At 73.5% G+C, this 21,139-nt stretch carries 18 protein-coding genes and 4 pseudogenes; 13 read left to right on the forward strand and 9 right to left on the reverse strand.

Annotation, left to right across the window (positions count from 1 at the left end):
- Positions 1-12: 12 nt before the first annotated feature.
- Complete coding sequence (locus tag ACZ6NC_RS08990; RefSeq protein WP_465730499.1) at positions 13-603, reverse strand: TetR/AcrR family transcriptional regulator; 591 nt, start codon at positions 601-603, stop codon at positions 13-15.
- A 126-nt stretch (positions 604-729) separates the two neighbouring features.
- On the opposite strand from ACZ6NC_RS08990, the gene ACZ6NC_RS08995 reads away from it, so the two are divergent.
- The 3 genes from ACZ6NC_RS08995 to ACZ6NC_RS09005 all read left to right on the forward strand — a co-directional run bounded on the left by ACZ6NC_RS08995 (position 730) and on the right by ACZ6NC_RS09005 (position 3,181).
- Positions 730-1,686 carry an SDR family NAD(P)-dependent oxidoreductase gene (locus ACZ6NC_RS08995; protein ID WP_465730641.1) on the forward strand — a complete coding sequence of 319 codons (957 nt, stop codon included), beginning with the start codon at positions 730-732 and terminating at the stop codon, positions 1,684-1,686.
- Positions 1,687-1,756: 70 nt separating this feature from the next.
- On the forward strand, positions 1,757-2,176 hold the full coding sequence (locus ACZ6NC_RS09000; RefSeq protein WP_465730501.1) for a DUF6841 family protein: 420 nt from the start codon (positions 1,757-1,759) through the stop codon (positions 2,174-2,176).
- A 129-nt stretch (positions 2,177-2,305) separates the two neighbouring features.
- Positions 2,306-3,181, forward strand: a complete 876-nt coding sequence (locus ACZ6NC_RS09005; RefSeq protein WP_465730503.1) for a hypothetical protein — start codon at positions 2,306-2,308, stop codon at positions 3,179-3,181.
- A gap of 352 nt (positions 3,182-3,533) precedes the next feature.
- On the opposite strand, the pseudogene ACZ6NC_RS09010 reads toward ACZ6NC_RS09005, so the two are convergent.
- A pseudogene (locus ACZ6NC_RS09010) lies at positions 3,534-3,704 on the reverse strand (putative phosphothreonine lyase domain-containing protein); the annotation flags it as partial.
- Between ACZ6NC_RS09010 and ACZ6NC_RS09015 the strand changes: the two are divergent.
- Both ACZ6NC_RS09015 and ACZ6NC_RS09020 read left to right on the forward strand, forming a co-directional pair.
- Entirely contained in the window at positions 3,691-4,266 is a 576-nt protein-coding gene (locus ACZ6NC_RS09015; protein WP_465730505.1) for a tyrosine-type recombinase/integrase, read from the forward strand. The pseudogene ACZ6NC_RS09010 and the gene ACZ6NC_RS09015 sit on opposite strands and share 14 nt — an antisense overlap.
- 63 nt (positions 4,267-4,329) lie before the next feature.
- Positions 4,330-4,917 (forward strand): annotated as a pseudogene (locus tag ACZ6NC_RS09020) (DUF6000 family protein); the annotation flags it as partial.
- A 136-nt stretch (positions 4,918-5,053) separates the two neighbouring features.
- On the opposite strand, the pseudogene ACZ6NC_RS09025 reads toward ACZ6NC_RS09020, so the two are convergent.
- Both ACZ6NC_RS09025 and ACZ6NC_RS09030 read right to left on the reverse strand, forming a co-directional pair.
- Positions 5,054-8,206: pseudogene (locus tag ACZ6NC_RS09025) on the reverse strand (Tn3 family transposase); the annotation flags it as partial.
- A gap of 106 nt (positions 8,207-8,312) precedes the next feature.
- Complete coding sequence (locus ACZ6NC_RS09030; RefSeq protein ID WP_465730507.1) at positions 8,313-8,753, reverse strand: hypothetical protein; 441 nt, start codon at positions 8,751-8,753, stop codon at positions 8,313-8,315.
- Between the two features lie 82 nt (positions 8,754-8,835).
- Between ACZ6NC_RS09030 and ACZ6NC_RS09035 the strand changes: the two genes are divergently transcribed.
- Positions 8,836-9,384: a GNAT family N-acetyltransferase gene (locus tag ACZ6NC_RS09035; RefSeq protein ID WP_465730509.1), complete on the forward strand. Its 549-nt coding sequence runs from the start codon at positions 8,836-8,838 to the stop codon at positions 9,382-9,384.
- A gap of 108 nt (positions 9,385-9,492) precedes the next feature.
- On the opposite strand, the gene ACZ6NC_RS09040 is transcribed toward ACZ6NC_RS09035, so the two are convergent.
- Positions 9,493-10,422 (reverse strand): carbohydrate kinase family protein, encoded by a 930-nt coding sequence (locus ACZ6NC_RS09040; RefSeq protein WP_465730511.1) that lies wholly within the window; start codon positions 10,420-10,422, stop codon positions 9,493-9,495.
- Positions 10,423-10,791: 369 nt separating this feature from the next.
- Between ACZ6NC_RS09040 and ACZ6NC_RS09045 the strand changes: the two are divergent.
- The 4 genes and pseudogenes from ACZ6NC_RS09045 to ACZ6NC_RS09060 all read left to right on the forward strand — a co-directional run.
- A pseudogene (locus ACZ6NC_RS09045) lies at positions 10,792-10,995 on the forward strand (M1 family peptidase); the annotation flags it as partial.
- A gap of 526 nt (positions 10,996-11,521) precedes the next feature.
- Entirely contained in the window at positions 11,522-12,043 is a 522-nt protein-coding gene (locus tag ACZ6NC_RS09050; RefSeq protein WP_465730513.1) for a SigE family RNA polymerase sigma factor, read from the forward strand.
- Positions 12,030-12,959, forward strand: a complete 930-nt coding sequence (locus tag ACZ6NC_RS09055; protein ID WP_465730515.1) for a hypothetical protein — start codon at positions 12,030-12,032, stop codon at positions 12,957-12,959. The genes ACZ6NC_RS09050 and ACZ6NC_RS09055 overlap by 14 nt, the downstream gene beginning before the upstream one ends.
- Positions 12,960-13,116: 157 nt before the next feature.
- Positions 13,117-13,542 carry a nuclear transport factor 2 family protein gene (locus ACZ6NC_RS09060; RefSeq protein WP_465730517.1) on the forward strand — a complete coding sequence of 142 codons (426 nt, stop codon included), beginning with the start codon at positions 13,117-13,119 and terminating at the stop codon, positions 13,540-13,542.
- 51 nt (positions 13,543-13,593) lie between these two features.
- Here ACZ6NC_RS09060 and ACZ6NC_RS09065 read toward each other — a convergent pair whose 3' ends face one another.
- Positions 13,594-14,694, reverse strand: a complete 1,101-nt coding sequence (locus tag ACZ6NC_RS09065) for a baeRF3 domain-containing protein (protein ID WP_465730519.1) — start codon at positions 14,692-14,694, stop codon at positions 13,594-13,596.
- Positions 14,695-14,871: 177 nt separating this feature from the next.
- Between ACZ6NC_RS09065 and ACZ6NC_RS09070 the strand changes: the two genes are divergently transcribed.
- On the forward strand, positions 14,872-15,123 hold the full coding sequence (locus ACZ6NC_RS09070; protein WP_465730521.1) for a hypothetical protein: 252 nt from the start codon (positions 14,872-14,874) through the stop codon (positions 15,121-15,123).
- A gap of 97 nt (positions 15,124-15,220) precedes the next feature.
- On the opposite strand, the gene ACZ6NC_RS09075 is transcribed toward ACZ6NC_RS09070, so the two are convergent.
- From ACZ6NC_RS09075 to ACZ6NC_RS09085, 3 genes are all read right to left on the reverse strand, one after another.
- Entirely contained in the window at positions 15,221-16,864 is a 1,644-nt protein-coding gene (locus ACZ6NC_RS09075; RefSeq protein WP_465730522.1) for a sigma-70 family RNA polymerase sigma factor, read from the reverse strand.
- A 218-nt stretch (positions 16,865-17,082) separates the two neighbouring features.
- Positions 17,083-18,057 (reverse strand): CAP domain-containing protein, encoded by a 975-nt coding sequence (locus ACZ6NC_RS09080; protein WP_465730523.1) that lies wholly within the window; start codon positions 18,055-18,057, stop codon positions 17,083-17,085.
- A gap of 232 nt (positions 18,058-18,289) precedes the next feature.
- Entirely contained in the window at positions 18,290-18,880 is a 591-nt protein-coding gene (locus ACZ6NC_RS09085; protein ID WP_465730525.1) for a GNAT family N-acetyltransferase, read from the reverse strand.
- Between the two features lie 287 nt (positions 18,881-19,167).
- On the opposite strand from ACZ6NC_RS09085, the gene ACZ6NC_RS09090 reads away from it, so the two are divergent.
- Entirely contained in the window at positions 19,168-20,709 is a 1,542-nt protein-coding gene (locus ACZ6NC_RS09090) for an ATP-dependent DNA ligase (RefSeq protein WP_465730527.1), read from the forward strand.
- A 208-nt stretch (positions 20,710-20,917) separates the two neighbouring features.
- Positions 20,918-21,127 carry a ferredoxin gene (locus ACZ6NC_RS09095; protein WP_465730529.1) on the forward strand — a complete coding sequence of 70 codons (210 nt, stop codon included), beginning with the start codon at positions 20,918-20,920 and terminating at the stop codon, positions 21,125-21,127.
- The last annotated feature ends 12 nt before the right edge of the window (positions 21,128-21,139 follow it).

Consider the following 21,139-nt stretch of genomic DNA (forward strand, 5'->3'; position numbering starts at 1 on the left):
GGCCGACATGGGTCACCAGCGGGATGCTGGGCCGTTCGCACCGTACCGGAGGCCGTCGAGGAGCAGGTCGAGGAGGCGGCCGGCCCGTTCGCGCTGGTCGGGAGCGCTGGTGATCAGCCCGATGCCGGCCAGGCTGAAGCCGACATCAAAGGGGTCGATGTCCCGGCGCAGGAGACCGGCGTCGGCGCCGGCGCGCAGCAGGGTGCCGATCGCGGTGGCGAGCTTGTCGAGGGTTTCGGCGAAGGGGTCGGCGCCGGAGGCGACCGCGGCCCGCAGTGCGTCCGCCATGCCCTGCTTGGCCGCCAGGTAATCGATGAAGTCGTCCATCCACAGTCGCAGCGCCTCGTCCGGCGCGTGGTCGGCCAGCCGTTGTGCGGCGCTGTCGCAGACGCGGGCGAGCTCGTTGCGGTAGGCCGCCTCGATGAGTGCCTCGCGGGTGGGGAAGTGGCGGTAGAGCGTGGCCGAGCCGACGCCCGCGGCTTTGGCGATGGTGTCGATCGCGACGTCCGGGCCTTTCTCGGAGAAGGCGCGCACGGCCGCTTCGAGGATGCGTTCCCGATTGCGGCGGGCGTCGGCGCGCAACACGCTCGGCTTGGTGGTCAAGGCTGTTCCCTTCGTCGTGACCAGTCTAGCTGGACAACCGGGGAGTTCTCCGCTTACCGTAATAGCTAACCGGGGAACTCCCCAGTTATGGCGTCGACCGTGACGCCCCACGCGCAAGGAATAGCGATCATGACAGCTCAGCAGCCCATCGGCTCCGGCTTCGGGGCCCGCAGCACCACGGCCGACGTCCTGGCCGGCCTCGACCTCACCGGAAAGCTCGCAGTCGTGACCGGCGGTAGTTCCGGACTGGGGCTGGAGACCACACGCGCCCTGCGCGCCGCCGGCGCGAGCGTCGTCGCAGCCGTCCGCCGCCCGGAAGCGGCCGCGGAAGCCCTCAGCGCAGTGGACGGGGTCGAGGTGCGCCATCTCGACCTCGGCGACCAGGCCAGCGTGCACACCTTCGCGGACGAGTTCCTGGCAACCGGCCGCAGCATCGACATCCTCATCAACAACGCCGGCGTGATGGCCCTGCCCGAGACCCGCCTCGGACCCGGCTGGGAGGCGCAGTTCGCCACCAACCACCTGGGCCACTACACACTCACGAACGGGCTGTGGCCCGCCCTGGCAGCCGACGGCGGCGCACGCGTGGTCGCGCTCAGCTCTGCCGGACACCGCTACTCGCCGATCCGCTGGGACGACGTCATGTTCGCAAACGACTATGACAAGGCCGTCGCCTACGGACAGTCCAAAACCGCGATCGCGCTGTTCGCCGTCCACCTCGACGCGCTCGGCCGCGACCACCAGGTGCGGGCCTTCGCCGTCGCCCCCGGCGCCGTCATGACCCCGCTCCAGCGGCACATGACCCGTGAGGAGATGATCGCCTTCGGCTGGATCGACGACCAGGGCAACACCGCCCCCAGTTTCAAGACCCCGGAACAGGGTGCCGCCACCCAGGTCTGGGCGGCCGCCTCCCCGCAGCTGGACCACCAGGGCGGCGTCTACCTCGACGACTGCGACATCGCCCCGCTCTCCCAGAACGACGCACCCGGAGTCAGGCCCTACGCGGTCGACCCCGAACAGGCCGCACGCCTGTGGACCCTGTCCGCCCAGCTGACCGGCACCAACGCGTTCGCGAACCGGTGACACGACGGCATAGCGCACTCCCCTCCACGAAGCCAACACCTGACATCTCTGCAAGAAAGGTCACGAAATCATGACGCAGACCGATCTGGCCGCCGTCGCGAACGAAGCACAGGCATGGTTCGACAGCTACGTCGAGACGTTCATCGGACTCGCGGCAAACGGGAGCACCGATCCCGCGCCGCTCCTTGACTACTTCTCGGTGCCGATCAGCATGACCACGGGCACGGCCCACACCGCTCTCACCTCCGCCGAGGCACTCTCCCAGGGACTCGCACACGAGCTGCGCGCACTGCGCGACGCCGACTACGGGGGCAGCAAGGCCCTCGACCCGGTGGTACGCGCCCTCAACGAGCGGGCCGCGCAAATCGAGGTGACCTGGGCACGCCAGGACAGCCAGGGGCGGGAATTCCAGCGCCTGCGTGTGCTCTACCTGGCCGCCCGAACCGACGCGGGATGGCGGACAGTCGCCTCCGTGATCCTGGCCAGCTGACCAAACCGCGGCCCGGCGGACGGCCAGGGGCGCGCCCACTGAGGAGATCGCTCTGCCCTGGCCGTCTGCGCGGCGCAAAGTCAACGGCCGTCACGCGTGACGGCAGAACCTGCACCTGAGGGAGTCCCGATGAGTGAAGTGGACCTGAACCGCGTCTCGCGGCGCGGCCATGCGGCGAAGGCGCAGTTCTACCGATGGTTCCAGCTCTACGAACAACTGCACGCGCGGCCCTGGGCCACCGATCTGGTCGAGCGGCAGCTGCAGATCTTCGCCGACCGGTTCGAGATCGTCGCGGCCGACGGGCGCGTGATCACCACGCGTGACGACTACCGCGACGGCATCGCCGCGTACAGCCCCACCGAGCGCCATGCCCACCACGTCGACCGCATTACGGTCACGGAGCTGGACGACTACCGGCTGAGGCTGGAAGCCGACGCCACGTACCAGCGCCTGGACGCGTCCGGTGCGGTGAGCAGGGCGCGCGTCGCCTACAAGGGCGAGCTGATCGGCTCGGTGGACTTCGAGCCACTGTTCACCCGACTGGCGATCGCAGTGGCCGACCCGTCCGAGGACGGCGTGTTCGCCGACACCTACCCGGCCAACCGGGCCCTGTCCACCGTCCACCGCTTCCTGTATCTGGTCGAGGCGCCCGAACTGGGCGCCTACGTCTGGGACGAGATCCTGGGCCCCGAGGACGACCTCGACCTGGTGCTCGCCGCCACCAAGATCCACAGCCGGGACGACGTGGCCGCGTGGCTGCGGGACTCCGGCCGGCGTGTGGCCGCGGGCACGAGCAGACACGTGGTCGAGAACTTCCACGTCGTCTCCGCCACGGACAACCTGTACAGCATCGGCATGGACTTCGACTGGCACGGCAACACCCCAGCGGGAGACCCGGTGGCCGCCCGTCTGCGCTACGACTGGACCCTGCGGGACACCGGTGAGCGCCACTGCCGCATCGTACGGAGCCGCAACACCCCCCTGCCCGCCACATCTGTGCAGTGACCACGACAGCCGCTCCACTCGTCCACGGGGCACCCGTCTTCGCGCACTGGGAGAAGTGGTTGGCCTTCAGCCGCTCGGGGTGGGCACCGCCCAGGGGCCCGTCCTGGCAACCCTCGCCGGCCCCGCACTTCGGGCACCGGCCCGTACGGCGCGGATTGTCCGTACCGGCGGCCGCGGCCGGGGCGGCCGGCTCGGCGGCGGTCCCGCGGTCCATCTCCCGGCCGACGGACCACGGCGGGGTGTCGATGGCGGCGGTCCCTGGCGGCGATTGCCAGTACAGGGCCCCGCGTCCGTACAGGCCCCGGGCGGTGTCACAGTCCCGTTTGTAGTCAATCCAGCCGTGGACGCCGAGTTCGCGCAGCACGGTGAGGATGCGCCGCAGGTCGTCGAGGTCGCGGTAGTCGCGGGTGTAGACGCACGCGCGGGTGAAGTCCTTCAGGACCTTGGACTGGGTGCCGAGGTAGCCCTCGATCGTGGCGCCCCTGATCCGCTCCCATAGTTCCTGGTCGATGCCCTTGGGCATCCACTACGGCAACCCCACGGTGACCGCACACCGATTTCGTCACACGGTCGGCACCCAGCTCGCCGAGGGCGGAGCCCAGATCCAGACCATCATGGCGATCCTCGGACACCGCAACGCGCAGATGTCGGCCACCTACTCCCACATCAGCGACCCCGTACTCAAGGAACAGTACGAAAAGGTCATCGCCGCCGGAGGCCGCCTCGCAGGCCCGGCCGCCGAGGCACTGCTGGCCAACCAGCTTGACGAGCAAACCGTCCACTGGCTGAGGACCAACTTCTTCAAGACCGAGCTCGAACTCGGCCACTGCCTGCGCACCCCGGCCGAGGGGCCATGCGAGTGCGACCTCTACCTGCGCTGCTCGAAGTTCTTCACGACCAGCGAGTACGCACCACGACTGCGGGCCCGACTCGGCCGAGAGCGGCAACTCGTCCAGGACGCCACAGAACGCGGATGGCCGCGCGAGGTCGAGCGGCACACCGCCATCATCGCCCGGATCAAGGAACTCCTGGCCGAACTCGCCGAGCCCACCGAAGAACTCACCGACACCGAAACCTGCAGCTGAGCCGCGAAATGATTCACCGCTAATCCAGTCGACACTCACCCGGACGCACCCGAAGATGATCGAATGGATGACCTGCCCGCTCCGGCCGCGCTTGGCGCTACTATCCGACGCTACGTCTCCGTCGACCGCCGCCATCTCGAACTGCTCCACGGCAATATGCAGCGGCGGCGGGTGGAGCCGGTGGCGCGCACCGCTTTCCTTCGCGAGCTGATCGCGGACTCCGAGCGGGTCGACGACCAGGAGTTCGCCGCGCTCCTCGGACACGGCTCCGGCTGGCGCGAACGCCTCGTCGCCGCGTGGATGGCCGGCATCGGCGGGCGCACACGGCAACGCCAGCGAATCGGCGAGTTGCTGATCGAGAGTCGCCAGACCTACGCGGGTCAGGGCTACTGCTTCGCGCTGGCCTGCTTCGGCAGGCCGGCAGACGCTCAGATCCTCTGCGACTACCTCGACCAGTATCTGCGCCGGCCAGATCTCTATTACGACCAGCACTGGGCCATCGGGGCGCTGCTCGACATCGACACGCAGCTCGGCAGCGAGTATGCCGAACGCTTCACCGTCCCGGACGGGCTCTGGCAGCAGTGGACGCGCGACAAGTCCCCTGAGTACCTCGAAGCCCAGAGGAACAACGTCGCCGAGCTCCGCGCCCTTGTCGAGGAAGCACGTCAGGCCAACCCAGCGGGCACGGACCAGCGGACTGTCAGCCTGCCAGCTGGATGGGTCCCCATCCAGGAACACGACCGTGCCGTCTTCGAGGCCGAAGCCGTCACGGAGGTCTCAGCCGACCTTAAGCCGAGCCACCCGCTCGCGGGACGTCCGGTGATGGCGGTCGCGCACTGCAGCCAACGAGACCACGTGCTCTTCGAAGTCGCCGAGGAGCCGATCCGCTGGGTGCTGGTCGAGTTGAGTTGGTCGGGACAGCCGGAGCCCGGCATCCATCCCCATTGGGACTTCTTCGCCTCACCCGAGACCGCGGCAGCCGGACTCCGGGAACACATGCGATAGCTCGACGGTAGCGGGTGGTCCACAGCACCGCGGCGTTGAGGACCAGGCCGAGCGCGCCGAGCTGGTCCTCCTGCCCCGACCTGTACGCCTGCATGATCTGCCCGCGCTTGCCGTGGCAGATGTCGCGGGCGAGCTTGTGCCGGGACTCCTGGACGGTGAGCTGGCGGTTCATCTGCCGCCGGTAGGTGTCGTCCACCGGGTCGACCACCCGCAGCAGGTGCAGGGTCTTGGCGATCCGCCCGTACTCGGCGAAGGCGGTGCCCAGCGGGGTGGGGCGGCCCTCGCGGCCGAACATCCGCAGCAGGTCGTAGGCGCGCACCTGGCCGGTCACCAGGGAGCCGGCCACCCTGAGCATGTCCGGCCAGTGGACGGTCACCTTGGCGAGGTTGACCCGGTTGCGGGCCAGCGGCTCCAGCGGCCCGTAGTCGCCGGCGCTCACGCCGGGCAGCTCGGCCCGCCAGAACCGCTGGTCGGCCAGGTCACGGAAGCGGGGCGAGAAGTTGTAGCCGAGCATCGAGAACAGCCCGAACACCATGTCGGAGTAGGAGGCGTTGTCGGTGGCGACCATCTCCGGGCGGGCGCCGGCGTCCAGGTTCAGCAGGGTGTCCAGGATGTGCAGCGAGTCGCGCGGGGTGCCCGGCACCACCATCTGCCCGATCCCGGCAACCTGGTCATTGACGGCATTCAGCCATGTAATACCTCTTTTGAAGTGGTAGTACTTGGGCGACGGGCCGGCGCTGATCGTGCGCTTGGGCACGACGAACCGCAGCCCGTCCACCGACGCGAGCAGGCCCTCGCCCCAGTGCGCGACGATCGGCACCCGCCCCTGGGCCTCGATGAGCTTCGCGTTCGCGGCGGCGATGGTGTCGGCCCGCAGGTAGTGCTGGTCGACGTGCACCAGCCGGGCCCTCGTCAGCGCCTCGTCGTCGGCGTCGATGACCGGCGTGTAGCCGATGTTGCACGCCTCGGCGACCAGCAACGCCACCAGCGAGGTCTTCACCCGCTCCATCCGGGGCCGCCCGCCGTCCAGGTGGACGAAGGCGTCCAGGAACCCGGTCCAGGAGTCCACCTCGAACAACAGGTCCGGCAGGTCGACCCTGGGCAGCATCGCCCCGGTGGTCCGGCGCAGCCACCGCAGGGACTTCGACTCGCCCAGCGCGCCGAGCCGGTCCACGTTCAGCTTCAGCCGGCCGTTCGGCTGCACCTCGAAGCTCAGCTTCGCGTCCTGCCCGGCCTCCTCCAGCCGCTCGGCCATCAGCCGCCAAGCCGCGTGCAGGGCGCCGACCCGCTCGGCCAGGTGCTCGGTCACCGGCTGATCCAGACTCAGGCCGTGCAGCACATCGGCCTGCACCGCCTGCCACTGCGGCCCGTCCATCAGCCGGGCCCTCGGGTCGGACCAGCGCGCGGACGGGGAGGCGAACACGTCCCGGCGCCCGAGCGCGCGGTAGAGCTGCTCCAGCACGCACACCACCTAGGCGTCGCGGTCCACCGCCCCCTGCGGCAGCTCGGGGTTGGAGAACACGGCCTTCTTCCAGGCCGGCGGCACCAGCTTCTGGTCGATCTCACGCGGCAGCAGCGGCTTGGCCTTCACCTTGCGCCGCGACAGCGCCGGCAGCCACTTGACCGCCTCCAGCACCCGCCGCCCGCCCGAGGCCGCCCCCAGCGCGCTCGACTCCCCGAGAAGGGACAGGAACGGGCGCACCGTGTTGTAGCGGCCGGCCAGCGCGCGGCGCATCTCGGCTTCGCTCTCGTCGTCGTCCGGCGGCAGCAGCTCGTCCAGCAGCCTGGCTGCGGCCTCGACCTCGCAGCGCGGCCCCACCTCCGCCTCCAGGGCCCGGAACATCGCCGCCGCGTCCAGGTCGGCGCCCGCCTCGGCGACCAAGTCCAGCTGCCCGCTCCACAGCCGCCACGCCGCCCGCACGGTGCGCGACGCCTTCGCCAGCCTGGGCCGCGAGGCCAGCCAGTCCTTGTCCGTGGCCCGCTTCGCCGCGTTCAGCAGCTTGATCTGCATCAGCAGCGCGAACACGTCCAGCGCGTCGTCGATCGCGGACGCCTCCAGGTGCCGCACCACCGAGGTCAGCAGCGCGGTACGGCGCGGCTCCAGGGTGCGCTCCAGAATCGGCGCCTTCGACCCCAGCCCGACCCGCGCCAGCGTCGCCAGCCGGTTCGGCGGCACCTTGTCCACCCTCACCCGGCCCAGCCGGAACGCGGAGATCTCCTCCACCCGCTCCAGCGCCTTGGCCATGCTGGTGCCGGTGGTGCGCGTCGGCGGTCGGCGCAGCCGCTCCAGCTCCGAGAACCGCGCGCCCTCGGGCACCCGCAGCAGCGCCACCAGGTCCCCGGGCAGTGCACCGTCCGCCCGCCGGGCGGCGTTGGCCACCGTGGCGTGCGGCCGCCTCTCCGCGACCTTGCGCACCGCGGCGACCTGCTTGGCCAGTACCGAGACGCCCGGCAGCAGCACCCGGTGCCGGCGCAGCCACCCCACCGCCTGGTTGAACAGCGCCACCGGCCCCTCGGCGTGCGTCCACGCCCGCCCGTGCAGGAACGTGCGGAACTTCCGGCCCCACTCGTGGTCCTCGAACGGGTGGTAGCCGTAGGCGTCCCGGATCTCCCAGGCGTGCTCGTACGCGGTCTTCGCCCGCTCCGCGTACCGCTTCACCACCGACGGGTCCTCGATCCCCAGCTGCACGGCCAGGTGCTCGACCACCGACCACGGCACGTCCAGCGGATCGTCCACCAGGAACCGGCCCACGTATCGGACGGTGCACACCTGCACCGCGAAGCCGAGCTGGTGGTGGGGCGCACGCCGCAGCGCGATCAGGTCCCGGTCGACGTCGTCCAGGTAGAAGAACCGCTCCAGCTCCGGACGGGTCGGCTCCTCCACGAACCGTCCATACGCCTCGGCCTGATCATCAGTTAAGAACTCAACTTGGCACGAGCCCGGACGCTACCCGGGCAGGCGCCGGACCTGTGAGCCGTCACCCGAACCCCTGCGCGAAGACCTAAGCCCGTGGGAGAGGCCGCCGCCACCATGATCAATCTCAGCGCCAACCACGGCTCCATTGATCCCCGAGGCCGACATACGTCCGGTCCGCCTCCCCGATGTCGTCGTCCACCCACGCGAACGGGCGGCCGGCCGCCCAGCCGACGATCGGCCAGGTCTTCGCACTGGTGTCGTCCGGCCGCCAGAGCTCCGGCCCGGGCAGCGCGACGAACGGCAGCGGGGGAAGGCCGAGCGCCGACCCGATCCAGCGGTTGGCACAGTCCTGCCAGGTGGTCGCCCAGACCAGGTCGAACGGCAGGGCGCGCAACCGCTCCCCGTGCGCCTCGTCCAGCCACACCTCCACCGCCGTCCCGCCGTCCCATGCCGGCTCCGCCCGGTGCCGCCGATACCCCGCCGGGCGAGCCTCCGGGTGCGCGTAGTAGGGGCTGAGCGGGCCGTCGACATCCAGCAGGAGGACCGGGCGCGGGAGTTGGTTCACCGTCCGCACGGTACCCGGGCGCCGACGGCCTGGCCTCGGAAATACCTCGCGGCCGAGGTGGCCGGGCGTCGATAATCCGCGCATGACGATCAGCACGCCGCGTACCTCCGATCTCTGGGCCGTCTCCCGAGCCGATGTGGGCTCCGCCGAGGCGCAGGCGTTGCTGCGCGAGTACTACATCGATGTCGCCAACCGGTACTACCGGCTGCACCTGGGGCGGGAGGGCACGGACGAGGAGATCGAGTCCGGCCTGGCCGACTCGCCCAGTGACGACCTTGCCGAGCCCACCGGGCTGTTCCTGCTCGGCCGTTACGGCGGCGAGGCGCAGTCCTGTGCGGGGCTGCGGATCCGCGACGACGGCGCCGTCGAGCTGACCAGGGTGTTCGTCCGGCACGCCCTGCGCGGCACCGGTGGTGGCGGCCGTCTGCTGGCCGCCGTGGACGAGGCGGCCCGCTCGCTCGGTGCGGAGCGGATCGTGCTCGACACCCGGCTCGACCTGGTGGAGGCCCGCGCGCTCTATGCCCGCCACGGTTACCGCGAGATACCGGCCTACAGCAGCGGCCCGTACGCCCAGGTCTGGTACGGCAAGGACATCACGGCACCCGCCACCGGGCGCGACCGGGCCGAATGAGCGTCGCCCGGGGGCGGATGCGGGCCGACCGTCCTCGTCGCCCGCCGTCCGGTGCTCGCCTTGCCCGTGCACGGGCCGGCCCGGAGCGCTACGACGAGGCCACCGGAGTCAGTCGACCGGCCCGGGCACCGGCAGGGCGTCGGTGCCGAGGGCCGCACGCAGCTCGGCCGCGTCGGGCGGGGCGGCGCCCGGGCGGGAGACGGTCAGGGCGGCGGCGGTGACGGCCCAGGTGAGCGCCTCGTCCAGGCCGGCGCCGGCGTGGCGGGCGTGGAGGAGAGCGGCCATGAAGGAGTCACCGGCACCCACGGTGTCGGCCACCGTGACCGGACGCGCGGGTGCCTCGGCGCGCCGGCCGTCCGCGGTGAGCGCGAAGGCGCCCTCGGCGCCGCGGGTGACCGCCACGGTGGCGGGGCCGAGGGCGAGCCAGTGGCGAGCGACGGCCTCCGGGGCCTGCCCGGGGTAGAGCCAGGCGAGGTCCTCGTCGCTGGCCTTGACCAGGTCGCTGAGCGCGACGCAGCGCTCGACCCGGCGGACGGCCTGCCCGTGCCCGCCCATCAGCGCGGGCCGCACGTTGGGGTCGTAGCTGACCCCGGCCCGGCCGCGCCACCGCTCGGCCAGCGCGAGGACGGCCGTGGCGCCGGGCTCGGTGACGGCGGCGATCGACCCCAGGTGCAGATGGCCCGGCCGGTACGGGAGTTGGCGTGCGGCGCCGGCGGGCAGCGTCCAGCCGATGTCGAAGGTGTACTGCGCCCGGCCGTGCCCGTCGAGGCGCACCACGGCGGACGGCGTCCGGCCGCCCTCGGCCGGGTCGGCCAGCACGGTGACCCCGGCCGACTCCAGGTGTGCCCGGATCAGGCGGCCGTTGGGATCGGCGCCGAGCTGGGTGAGCAGCGTGGTCGGCCGGCCGAGCCGGGCCAGCCCGTAGGCGACGTTGGCGGGGCTGCCGCCGGGGTGGACCCGGTCCGGGGCGCCCTCGGTACGGACGATGTCGGCGACGCACTCGCCGACCACCAGGACGTGCGGGGCGGGGCTGGTCAAGGCTGCGACTCCTGCCGGTCCGGGCCACCGGCGCAGCGGCCGGCGCCGGGGGGCTTGAGGCTGACCAGCCTAAGCGGTGGGGTGCTGCCGGACGCGACCCTGCCCGGGTTTCCGGGCACCGGGCAGGGCGCGGGCAAGAAGGACGGCCGCCGGACCTGGCCAGGTTCTCCGACGGCCGTGGCCCCGTCCGTCAGGGGGCGGGGCACTTCGAACGCTATGACAGTCCGCAGCCGCTCGGCCACCGCAGTCGTCCGTCCGGGGGACGCCGCGTGTCGCGGGGGCCACCCGGCCTGCCCGACCCCCCACTACGACCGACTCGTGGTTCGGGAACAGCGTCTCGCCACGTACCTGGGCGGACCTCTGGCTCACGGCACGGCCACCACCGCGGACTTCATCCGCGCCGCCTCGGAGGTCTCCGGCCGGGACGTCACCGCCTTCCTGGCCGACTGGCTGCACGGCGAGCGCACCCCACCCATGCCGGGCCACCCGGACTGGACGGTCACCCCGGCCACCGCCACCGATCCGGCGGCCCGCGGTCTGACCGCCGTGCCACGCGGCTCCGGGACGCTCTGAGGACGGGCGAGCCAAGGGTGCCCACGCTGCGGCGGCGCCCGGGCCGTCCGGGCCCTGAGTTCTGAGTCCTGGGTCCTGAGCCGTCGGCTTTACGCCCGGCGCGCCGGTCCGGTGCGCTCGGGCGCCCTGCCGCGCGCCCTTGGACGGCGAGGACCCGCGGGCGCATCGTGATGCCACGGCCCGCCCGCCGCCCGGCCGAGTTCCGGCCGGCTCGCGGGCCGTCCACCGTTCCCGGGCGCAGCCCCCGGCCCGCGCCGGACACCCGGCCCCGCCGGCCGCCGAGCAGGCCTCAGGCAGGCCCCGGGCAGGCCCCGGCAACCTCCCAACAGCGTCCCGGAGAATGTCCCGAGAAAACCGCCGCCACCAGGCAACCCGGGCGGGCTCCCACCGCGTTCAGCTGCCGTGAGACGAACACGGACGACACCGAGGACGCGGCCGGCACGGCCGGAACGTCCGGCGGACGCGGCAGGGACGACGGGCACACCGACGGGCACACCGATGGGCACACCATGGCGGGGGCGGGACGATGAGGGATGCGACACCGGACTTCGAGGAGTTCGTCGCCGCCCGCAGCCCGCGTCTGCTGCGCATGGCGTGGCTGCTGACCGGCGACCCGCACCTGGCGGAGGACCTCTTGCAGACGGCACTCGCCAAGGTCTGGCCGAAGTGGGACAAGATCTCCATCGAGCGGCCGGAGGCGTACGTCCGGCGCGTGCTGGTGAACTCGCACGTCTCCTGGTGGCGCCGCCGCTGGCAGGGGGAGCTGCCACACGGCGAACTGCCGGAACCGCCGACGGACACGGACCCGTTCGAGGACGTGGTGCTCGGCCAGGTGGTGGCCGCCGCCGTCCGGGCGCTGCCACCGCGTCAACGGGCCGTGGTGGTCCTGCGCTACTTCGAGGACCTCAGCGTCGAGGAGACGGCCGAGGCCCTGGGCTGCACCACGGGCACGGTCAAGAGCCAGACGCACCGCGCGCTGCTGGCACTGCGCGGCAAACTGCCCGCCCGGGAGCTGCTGCTGGACGGGGGACGGCGTGACCGGGGCTGACGCCGGCCGCTACGGCGACGCGTACGGCCAGGGCCACAGCGGCGGCAACGGCCCGGGCTTGGGCCACGGCGAGCCTCCCGCCGACACCGAGGTGGAGCGCGAACTGCGCGTCCTGTTGCAGCGGGCCGCCCCGCACCTGCCGGCACCCGAGGACCGGATGGACCGGGTCCGCGAGCGCGCCGCCCGGACCCTCCGACGGCGGCGGACCGCAGCGCTGGCGGCCGGGCTGACCACCGGTCTGGTCGCCGCCGCCCTGGCCGCCGCCCCCGCCCTCGCGCCCGGCCCGTCGGCCACCGCCCTGCGGCCCGCGACCACCGCGCCGCCGCTGCCGGGAGCCCCGGCCGCGCCGACCCTCGCCACGGACGCCCCGAGCCCCGTGCCCAGTGCCGTGCCCAGTGCCGCGACGAGCGAGTCCCCGGCCCCCGAGGTCAGCGCTCGGCCACTGCGGTTCCCGGATCTCGGCGGGGTGATCGTCGACCTGCCGGCCGGCTGGTCGAGCACGGCCGACCCGGCGGCCGAACCGCGCGCCTCCACCGGGTACGTGGCGAGCCAGCCGCTGAGCGCCAAACCGTCCTGCGGGCCCCAACAGAGCTCCTGCGGACCGGTCGGCCGACTGGCCGAGGGCGGTGCGCTCGTCACGATCACGCTGGTCGACGACCAGGATCTGGCCGACAAGCTCTCAGACGGCCGCACAACGGTCGAGACCGACGTCGACAAGTCATGCGGCCTGCGCGGTGGTACGCGCGAAGTGGTGGGCCACCGGATCGTCGCCGTCGCGGACGCGGTGGCCACGGTCGAGCTGATCGCTTGCCTGAACCGGCCGGCCGAGCAGACCGTGCAGATCGTGCAGCAACTCCTCGACTCGGTCCGCACCACCGGCGACGCCTCTGCCGCCCCCGGCAGCACCCGCGGCTGACGGCCCCCTCCCCCGCACCTCCCGAAGGCGGCTGCGCCGCGCGCCCGTACCCCGTCCTGCCCGCGCCCGCGCGGCGCCTCTCCCGGGCGCCTGGAATTGTCAGTCCCCCTTGCTACGGTCGCGAGCGTCGGTATCAGGACGAACAAGGGGGATGGGTATGGACGAGGAGCTGCGGCGGTTCGGCGTCGGCGCGTACGACCGCTGGACGGCGATGTGGAACGGTGAGACGGGCCTGGCGGCGGAGATCATGGCCCCGGAGTTCACCCTGCGCTACGCCCAGGCGGGCACCGAGGCCTTCGACGACGCGCACACGCCCGGGCAGCTCGCCGCGCTCATCGCCGGCTGGCACGGCCGCCGCCCCGGGCTGCGGTTCATATCCGAAGGGGCGGCGGTGGTCGACCTCGTGCTGGTCGACGGCCGTCCGTCCGGGCTGGTCGCCCGCCCCTACCTCGCCACGTTCACGGACGAGCAGGGCGCGACGGTCGCCCGGAGCGGGACGGACACCCTGCGAATCACCGACGGCCTGATCAACGAGGTCTGGTCGGTCTCCTCGGGCGCCGCCGGGCGGACGTTCTACCGCTGACCCGCCGCGGGCCCGGCCGGTTGCGGCCGGCCGGGCCCGGACGGGCGGTGGTCAGTACCGCAGCACGGCGGCGATCCGGCCGCGGTCGGCCAGCTCGCCGGCGGGGACGAACTGCACCGTGGCGCCGGTGTCCAGCGCCCGCTCCACGATCTCGTCCACCATGTCCTCGCGGACGTCCGGCTCACCGGCCGGGGCGGGCACCAGGTGGTTGTCCGTCACCCTGACGGGCTCCCAGTAGTCCTCCTCGACCGCCAGCAGACCGACCCGGCCCTCGGTGACGTTCTGCCAGACCTCGTCGATTCCGCTGGCCAGCGCCTTGACGCCGAGGGCCTGGTCGAGGCGCTGGTGCAGCTCGGCGACGGCACGCTGCGCCTGCTGCTCGGCGGTGGGCCGGGCGGCCTCGGCGACGGCGGCGGCCGAGGCATGGCCCAGGCCGCCGCGCGGCACCTGGGCGGCGGCGCGCTTGACCGCGGTGCCGACCTCGTCCAGCAGGGCGAGCGCGGCGGCCTCGCCGAGCACGTAGAGCGGACGCGGGTCGGACTCCAGCAGGGCGCCGAGCGCGGTGTCCGCCTCGCGCAGGAAGCGGCGGGTCTCCTCGTCGCGGAAGGTGCTGGGCACGTCGCCGATCCGCTCCTGGCGCTCGACGTCCCAGTCCGGGCGGACCTGGTCGAGCGGGAAGCGGCCCGTCGTGTGCTCGGCCAGCCGCGGTCCGATGCCGCCGAACAGGGCGACCCGGTCGGCGGCGACCGTCAGCACCCAGCACGGCGCGCCGGCGGTGTAGGCGGAGACGAGGTTGCGGGTCAGGAAGGTCTCCGAGAGCACCACCCGGGCCGGCACGGTGCGCGGCAGCGACCAGACCTGGTGCTCACCGGGCGCCGCGAAGATCACCAGGCCGTCCTCGGCGTGCACCAGGTCGACCTCGCGCAGGGCCCGGTCCAGCTGCTCGACCACGTCCAGCCGGTCGGCCCGGGAGACCGCCTCGTCGGCGTGCAGCCGGTTCTTGGCCTCTGCGATCAGGTTGCGCAGGCGCACCGGGTCCTGGGTGTTGTCGGGCTCGCTGCGGTGGGTCGGCAGCAGGACGGAGACGGCCGGGTAGCGCCGGGGGCGGCGCAGCTCGGCGAGGACGGCCGGCGTGAGCTCGGCTGCGTGCATCGGATGCCCTTCTTGTCGCGGCTTGGCTGGGAGTAGTCGGAAAATTCGGCTTTCGCCGGATTTGCTCCCCGACCCCTCCCCATCCCACCGCCCTCCTATGCCGCCCGCCACCGGAAACCCGCCGGTCGTCCCGGAGCCGGCCCGTAACCCGGGTGGCGGAGCGTCGTTGGACGGGGCATGAAGAAGCGCAGCATGCTCGCCGTGGCCTCGCTCGCCGTGGGCGTCGTGGCCTCCCTGACCGCTCCCAGCGCGCACGCGAGTGCGGTCGGCGGGCAGGGCGACCTGACCGGCCCGCTCCAGCAGGGCGGGGCGCTCAGCACCGCCCCGAGCGCCGTCCAGGGGCCGGTCGGCGACGCCGGCGGCGTGGTCGGCGACACGACGGGCTATGTGACGGGTCAGGCGGACGGCCTGGTCGGGCTGCCCGGCTGACCACATGTGACCGGCTGCGCGGGTGAGCCCGCGGCAGGTCCCCGGCCGTGACGTCTGGCCGGACGTCACGGCCGGACGTCACGGCCGGGGGTGCACGTCAGCCGAGCGGGGCGCCGAGGTCCTGGGTCCAGTAGAGGCCCGCGGGCCCGGTCGCGACGCCGACGCCGACGTCCTTGAAGGCGCAGTCCAGCATGTTGGACTGGTGGATCCCGCCGTCCATCCAGCGGGAGAACACGGTGGCGGGGGCGCTGGTCCCCCGGTCGAGGTTCTCGCCCCACTGCGACCAGCGGTAGCCGGCGGCGCTCAGGCGGGCGTCGGCGCGGGCACCGTCCGGGTTGACGTGGTCGAAGAAGTTGCGGGCCACCATGTCGTCCGCGTGCTTCTGGGCCGCCGTGTGCAGCTTCGGGTCGATCCGCAGCGGGCCGCAACCGGCCTTGGCTCGTTCGGCGTTGACCAGGTCCACCAGCTGGCGTTCCGGGCTGGGCGGCGTGGCCGTCGGGCGGGCCGCGGTCGGTGACGGCGCGGGGGCAGCAGTGGGCGGCGGTTCGGTGGGCGGCGGTTCGATGGGCGCCGGCGCTGCGGTCACCGGGGGCGTCGGCGTCGCGGACGGCTCCGGTGCGGGCGGCGCGGGTATCGCGGCCGCCGGGACGAGGTCGGGAGCGGCGGCCGGGGCGGTCGGTTCGGGCGTGGCCGGTTCGGGCTGCGAGTGCTGCGGCCAGACCAGGGCGAGGGTCGCGATGGCGAGGACCGTGACCGCGCCGCCCGCGACGACCGCCTTCCCCCGGGTGAGGGCGCTCCAGGGTCCGTTCCCGCCGCCGGTGGGGTCGGCCGGGGTGCCGGCACCCCCGTTGGCGGCACCCCCATTGGCAGCGCCCCCGTTCGCGGCACCGGTGTGTGCCGCTCCGCCGTTCGCGGCATTGCCCGGCGTCACCGTGGCGGCTGTGGCCTGGAACGACAACGCGACCGGCGAGTCCAGCGGAACGGGCACCAGCGCGAGGCCCGCGAGCAGGCCCTCGGCGGGGAAGAGGTCGCGGCCGAGCCCGTCGCAGGCGGCGCAGCTGCGGATGTGCCGGGCTATGCGCTTGCGCCAGACCGAGTTCGGGGTGCCGTCCCAGCCCCCCGTCAGCTCCTCCAGCTCCGGGCAGCGCGGGTAGGCGGTGAGCGCCCGGACCACGACCCGGCCGGCCTCCAGCTGCTTCTTCATCCGCTGGACCCGGACCGCCGTGTGCTGCGGCGTCAGGTCGAGCGCCTCGGCCAGCTCGGCCCGGGTGAGGTCGCCGCAGGCCTCCAGCCACCAGAGGGAGAGCAGCTCGCGGTCGTCCGGGTCCAGCCAGCGGGTGGCCTCGGCGACCTCGCGCCGCTGCCCGGAGAGGCCGAGCCGCAGGATGGTGAGGTCGGTGAAGTCGGCCCTGGGGTCGGCGAGCTCCCAAGCCTCGTCGAGGCCGCCGACCGTGCTCTGCTGCTGGCCGGTGCAGCGGCGGCGGACCTGGTTCATGGTGATCGCGACCAGCCAGGAGCGGAACGACTCCGGGTCGCGCAACCCGTCGAGGCCGTCCAGCGCCCTGATCATGGTCTCCTGCGCGACGTCGTCCACGTCGGCATGGCCGTTCAGCGCGCGCCCGGCGACGTTGTAGACCAGCGGCAGCCAGGCGGCGACCAGCGCCTCCTGAGCCTGCCGGTCGCCCGCCTGGGCCGCCAGCACCAGGGTCGTCCCGGTGCGGTTCTGCACGTCAACGTTCATGGGTCCGCACTCCGCCTTGCCGTCATCCGTCCGCCGCTGCCTCCTCGGAGACCTCCGGGGAATGCTTAGATAACAACAATTCGCGCGGATTCGGAAAACGGGGGTCGGGGCCGGCCGCCCGGCGGGGGTCCGGCGGCCCGCCCGGAGGGGCCGGCAGTGGTGTCGCCAGCGGTGCCGGCGGGGTCAGGACGGCGGGGCCGGCAGTGGATCCGGCGGGGTCAGGACGGCGAGGCGAACACCTGGGTCCACCAGGGGCCGCCGGATCCGGTCTTCACCCCGACGCCGATCTCCTTGAACGAGCAGTTGAGGATGTTGGCGCGGTGGCCGGGGCTGTTCATCCAGGCGTCCATCACGGCGGCCGGGTCCTTCTGACCGCGGGCGATGTTCTCGCCCCAGCTGCTCCAGCGGTAGCCGGTGGCCTCGATCCGGTGGTCGGCGTGGTAGCCCTCGGGGCTGGCGTGGTCGAAGTAGTTGCGGGCCGCCATGTCCTCGCTGTGGCCCTGGGCGGCGGTGGCCAGCCGCGGTTCGGCGGTCAGCGGGCCGCAGCCGTGCTCGGCACGCTGAGCGTTCACCAGGTCCACGACCTGCTGGGCGTACTGGGCCGCGGTGCCGGTCGCCGGGGTGGCCGGGGCGGGTGCGCCGGTCCGGCCGGGGGTCGCGGTGGTGCTCGCGGACGCCTTGGCGGCACTGCTCGACGAGGCGCCGGAGCTCGGCTTGGCGGACGCGGCCGGGCTCGACGTGGTCGCGGTGGGCTTGGCGGAGCCCGTGGCCGAGGGAGTCGGAGCGGCCGTGGTCGGGGTGGCGCTGGCGGAGTCGGAGGCGGAGGCGGCGTGGGCCGGTTCGGTGGCGGCCGGGCTGCCGCCGGCCGCGGCGAGGGTCGGGTCGAATCCGCCGGCGCCGGGGATCTGGATGCCCTCGTGGTCGCCGGCCTCCGCCGCGATCTGCGGTTCGAAGGCCACCGCGGCCTGCCCGTCCCGGTCGCTCCCGGCCCCGCCGTAGACGGCGTACCCCGCGCCGGCGAGCGCCGCGAGCACCCCGGTGCCGGCCACCGCGGCGACCACGGCCGCCACCGGGCCGACGCCCCGGCCGCGGCGGCCCCGACGCCGGTCGGCGGCACGGCGCGCGGCACGGCCGCCGGCCGCGGCGCGGTGGCCGGACGCGGGAAGGATGGTCGTCCTGTCTTCGCTGTTCACCTGGGCACGCTTCCTGTGTCGGGTCGGCCGGTACGGGTGCCGACACTTGGGAGACCTCGTGGCGGCGGGCCGATAACAGAAAACACGAACGAATTTCCGACTCCCGGTCGACCCCCGGGTCGGGGGCGTGCTCCGGCCCCGGTCCGGGCCGGCGCGGCGGGGCCTGTGGCGGGCCGTCGTTGCAGGCCCTCGCCGCGGGTTGTCGTGGCGGGGCCCCCTGCGGGCCGCTCGGTCAGGCCTCGTCCGGCGCCATGTCGTAGGTGACGAACATGGTCCGGGTGGCGACTTGGTCGTACTTGCTGCGCGCCCGGTGGTTGTCGTCGGCGGTGATCCACCGCACCACGTTCCAGCCGCGCTCGGCGGCGATCTCCCGCAGCCGGGCGAGCAGCGCGTCCACCGCGCCGCCACCGCGCGCCTCCGGGCTGACGAACAGGTCGTCCAGGAAGCCGCCGACGGCGCCGTGCAGCGGCCGGGAGAACGGGCGGTAGTGGGCCAGCCCGACCGGCGTACCGTCGGTGTCGCGGACCAGCAGGCCGTCCAGCTCGTGCGCCGGATCGGTCAGCCAGGACCAGACCAGCTCGGCCTTCTCCTCCGGCATCGGGACGCGGTAGAACGCGCAGTAACCCCGGAACAGCTCGCGCCAGAAGGCGAAGTCACCGCTCTCGGGCGCGCCGACGCTCCAGCGGGCGGCGGAGCCGGAAGCCGAGGCGGTCGCGGAGCCAGTCACGGAGGCGGTCGCGGCCGGGGTCGTGGCGACGCTCGTGACGGCGCTCGTGACGGCGCTCGTAGCGGCGGTGGTGGCGGTGGCGGTCTGGGCAGTCATCTCGGCCTCCAGGTGTCGGATGGGACCACGGTCGGCGCGCGGCGGGTGCACCACGCGCGGTATCGCGCCAGCATGACGGTCCATCGGGTCGCCGCAGATGGACGTCGCGGACAACATCACCGCGGGCTTCGCTACAGAGCGGCGCAGCCCGAGGGCCGCCCGCGAACGCGTGTCCTGTGGTCGGGGACGGGCCCGGTCACCGATGCTGGAGCCCGCGCACGCCCTGCACCTACGCCCTGACACGTCCGGCCCGGCACACCCGTACCCCCACCCCCGAGGAGCCCCGTATGCTGCTCCGTCACCTGGCCCAGACCTCCCGCGCCGTGGCGGGCGAGCCCGGCCGCCGGGTCAAGATCACGCTGCTGGCCGACTGCCTGCGCGAGCTCGGCCCGGGCGAGGCCCCCGCGGCGGTGGCACTGGTGTCCGGCGAGTCGCACCGGCTGCGCACCGGCATCGGCCCGGCCTCCCTGCGCGACCTGCCGCCGCCCGCCGCCGAGCCCTCGCTGGGCGTCCGGGAGGCCGAGCGGAGCCTGGAGGCGATCGCCGGGGTGCACGGCACCGGCGCGCAGGCCGAGCGCCGCCGGCTGCTGGCCGGGCTGTTCGAGCGGGCCACCGATGTCGAGCAGGCGTTCCTGCGGGCGGTGCTGGTCGGCGAGCTGCGACAGGGCGCGCTGGACGCGGTGGTGGCGGACGCCGTGGCCCAGGCCGCCGGGGTGCCGGCGGCGGCGGTACGCCGGGCGCTGATGTTCCGAGGTTCGGCCCGTGCGGTCGCCGAGGCGGCACTGACCGGCGGGGTGGCGGCACTGGACGCCTTCCGGCTGGAGGTGGGCCGCCCGGTCCGGCCGATGCTGGCCGCCTCCGCGCCGGACGTCGCGGCCGCCCTCGACCGGATCGGGCCGGCCGCGCTCGAGTGGAAGCTCGACGGCATCCGGGTCCAGGTGCACCGGGACGGCCGGGACGTCGCGGTGTTCACCCGGAGCCTGGACGACATCACCGCCCGGGTGCCCGAGGTGGCCGAGGCGGCGCTCGCCCTGCCGGTCCGCTCGGCGGTGCTGGACGGCGAGGCGATCGCACTCGGCCCGGACGGGCGCCCGCGCCCGTTCCAGGAGACCGCCGCGCGGACCGCCTCCCGGCAGGACCCGGAGCGGCTGCGGGCCGAAGTGCCGCTCAGCGCCTACTTCTTCGACCTGCTGCACCGTGACAGCGAGGACCTGGTGGACCGGCCGGGCCGGGAGCGCTGGGCCGCCCTGGCCGAGTCGGTGCCCGCCGGCCTGCGGGTGGCGCACACCGAGACCGGCGACCGGGAGCAGGCACTGGCCTTCTTCCGGGAGACCCTGGCGCTGGGGCACGAAGGCGTGCTGGCCAAGGACCCGGCGGCGGGCTACGCGGCCGGCCGGCGCGGCGCCGGGTGGGTCAAGGTCAAACCCCGGCACACGCTGGACCTGGTGGTGCTGGCCGCCGAGTGGGGCAGCGGCCGGCGCCGCGGCTTCCTCAGCAACCTCCACCTCGGCGCCCGGGCCGCCGGGGAGCCCGGGCTCGGCCCCTGGGTGATGCTCGGCAAGACCTTCAAGGGACTGACCGACGAGACGCTCGCCTGGCAGACCACGGAACTCCTCGCCCGCGAGGTCGAACGCGACTCGTACACCGTGCGGGTACGGCCGGAACTGGTCGTGGAGATCGCCTTCGACGGCGTCCAGCGCAGCCCCCGTTACCCCGCCGGGCTGGCCCTCCGGTTCGCCCGGGTGCTCCGCTACCGGCCGGACAAGAGCGCGGCCGAGGCCGACACCGTGGCCACCCTCCGGGAGATCGCCGCCGCGGAGGGACTCTGAGCGGCAGGTCACCGCCCGCACACCTGTACTGACGATCTCTCAAACCTCGTCCGCAGCAAGGGCTTTCCTCATCGGAGCGAATCGGCCATTCTGCGCGAAAGCGGCGACGCACTCTTCGTGTGCGACAGAGCTGCGGTTAGGTTGACAACGACTGCGGGGGGCGGCCGGCCCGGGTGATCCGGTGCCACACCATGAGAGGTGTCCGTACATGCAGGTGAGCGTCGACCCGGACCGCTGCTGCAGCTCCGGCCAGTGCGTCCTGACCGTGCCGGAGGTCTTCGAACAGGACGACCAGGACGGCCTGGTGAGACTGCGCCTGACCGTCCTGCCACCGGCGAGCCACACCGACGTGCGGCTCGCCTCCGAGCTCTGCCCGGGCGGCGCGATCACCGTCGCCGAGGCCGACCACGGCGCGTAGCTACCGCACCCG

It is taken from the genome of Kitasatospora sp. NPDC041988, from assembly GCF_055588525.1.

Excerpts from the sequence above, each read along its gene's own strand:
- ACZ6NC_RS09050 (WP_465730513.1), top strand. The coding sequence starts at position 11,522 with ATGAGGGATGCGACACCGGACTTCGAGGAGTTCGTCGCCGCCCGCAGC.
- ACZ6NC_RS09075 (WP_465730522.1), bottom strand. The coding sequence starts at position 16,864 with ATGAACGTTGACGTGCAGAACCGCACCGGGACGACCCTGGTGCTGGCG.
- ACZ6NC_RS09015 (WP_465730505.1), top strand. The coding sequence starts at position 3,691 with ATGCCCTTGGGCATCCACTACGGCAACCCCACGGTGACCGCACACCGA.
- ACZ6NC_RS09085 (WP_465730525.1), bottom strand. The coding sequence starts at position 18,880 with ATGACTGCCCAGACCGCCACCGCCACCACCGCCGCTACGAGCGCCGTC.
- ACZ6NC_RS09005 (WP_465730503.1), top strand. The coding sequence starts at position 2,306 with ATGAGTGAAGTGGACCTGAACCGCGTCTCGCGGCGCGGCCATGCGGCG.
- ACZ6NC_RS09000 (WP_465730501.1), top strand. The coding sequence starts at position 1,757 with ATGACGCAGACCGATCTGGCCGCCGTCGCGAACGAAGCACAGGCATGG.
- ACZ6NC_RS09090 (WP_465730527.1), top strand. The coding sequence starts at position 19,168 with ATGCTGCTCCGTCACCTGGCCCAGACCTCCCGCGCCGTGGCGGGCGAG.
- ACZ6NC_RS09070 (WP_465730521.1), top strand. The coding sequence starts at position 14,872 with ATGAAGAAGCGCAGCATGCTCGCCGTGGCCTCGCTCGCCGTGGGCGTC.
- ACZ6NC_RS09060 (WP_465730517.1), top strand. The coding sequence starts at position 13,117 with ATGGACGAGGAGCTGCGGCGGTTCGGCGTCGGCGCGTACGACCGCTGG.
- ACZ6NC_RS09065 (WP_465730519.1), bottom strand. The coding sequence starts at position 14,694 with ATGCACGCAGCCGAGCTCACGCCGGCCGTCCTCGCCGAGCTGCGCCGC.
- ACZ6NC_RS09095 (WP_465730529.1), top strand. The coding sequence starts at position 20,918 with ATGCAGGTGAGCGTCGACCCGGACCGCTGCTGCAGCTCCGGCCAGTGC.
- ACZ6NC_RS09035 (WP_465730509.1), top strand. The coding sequence starts at position 8,836 with ATGACGATCAGCACGCCGCGTACCTCCGATCTCTGGGCCGTCTCCCGA.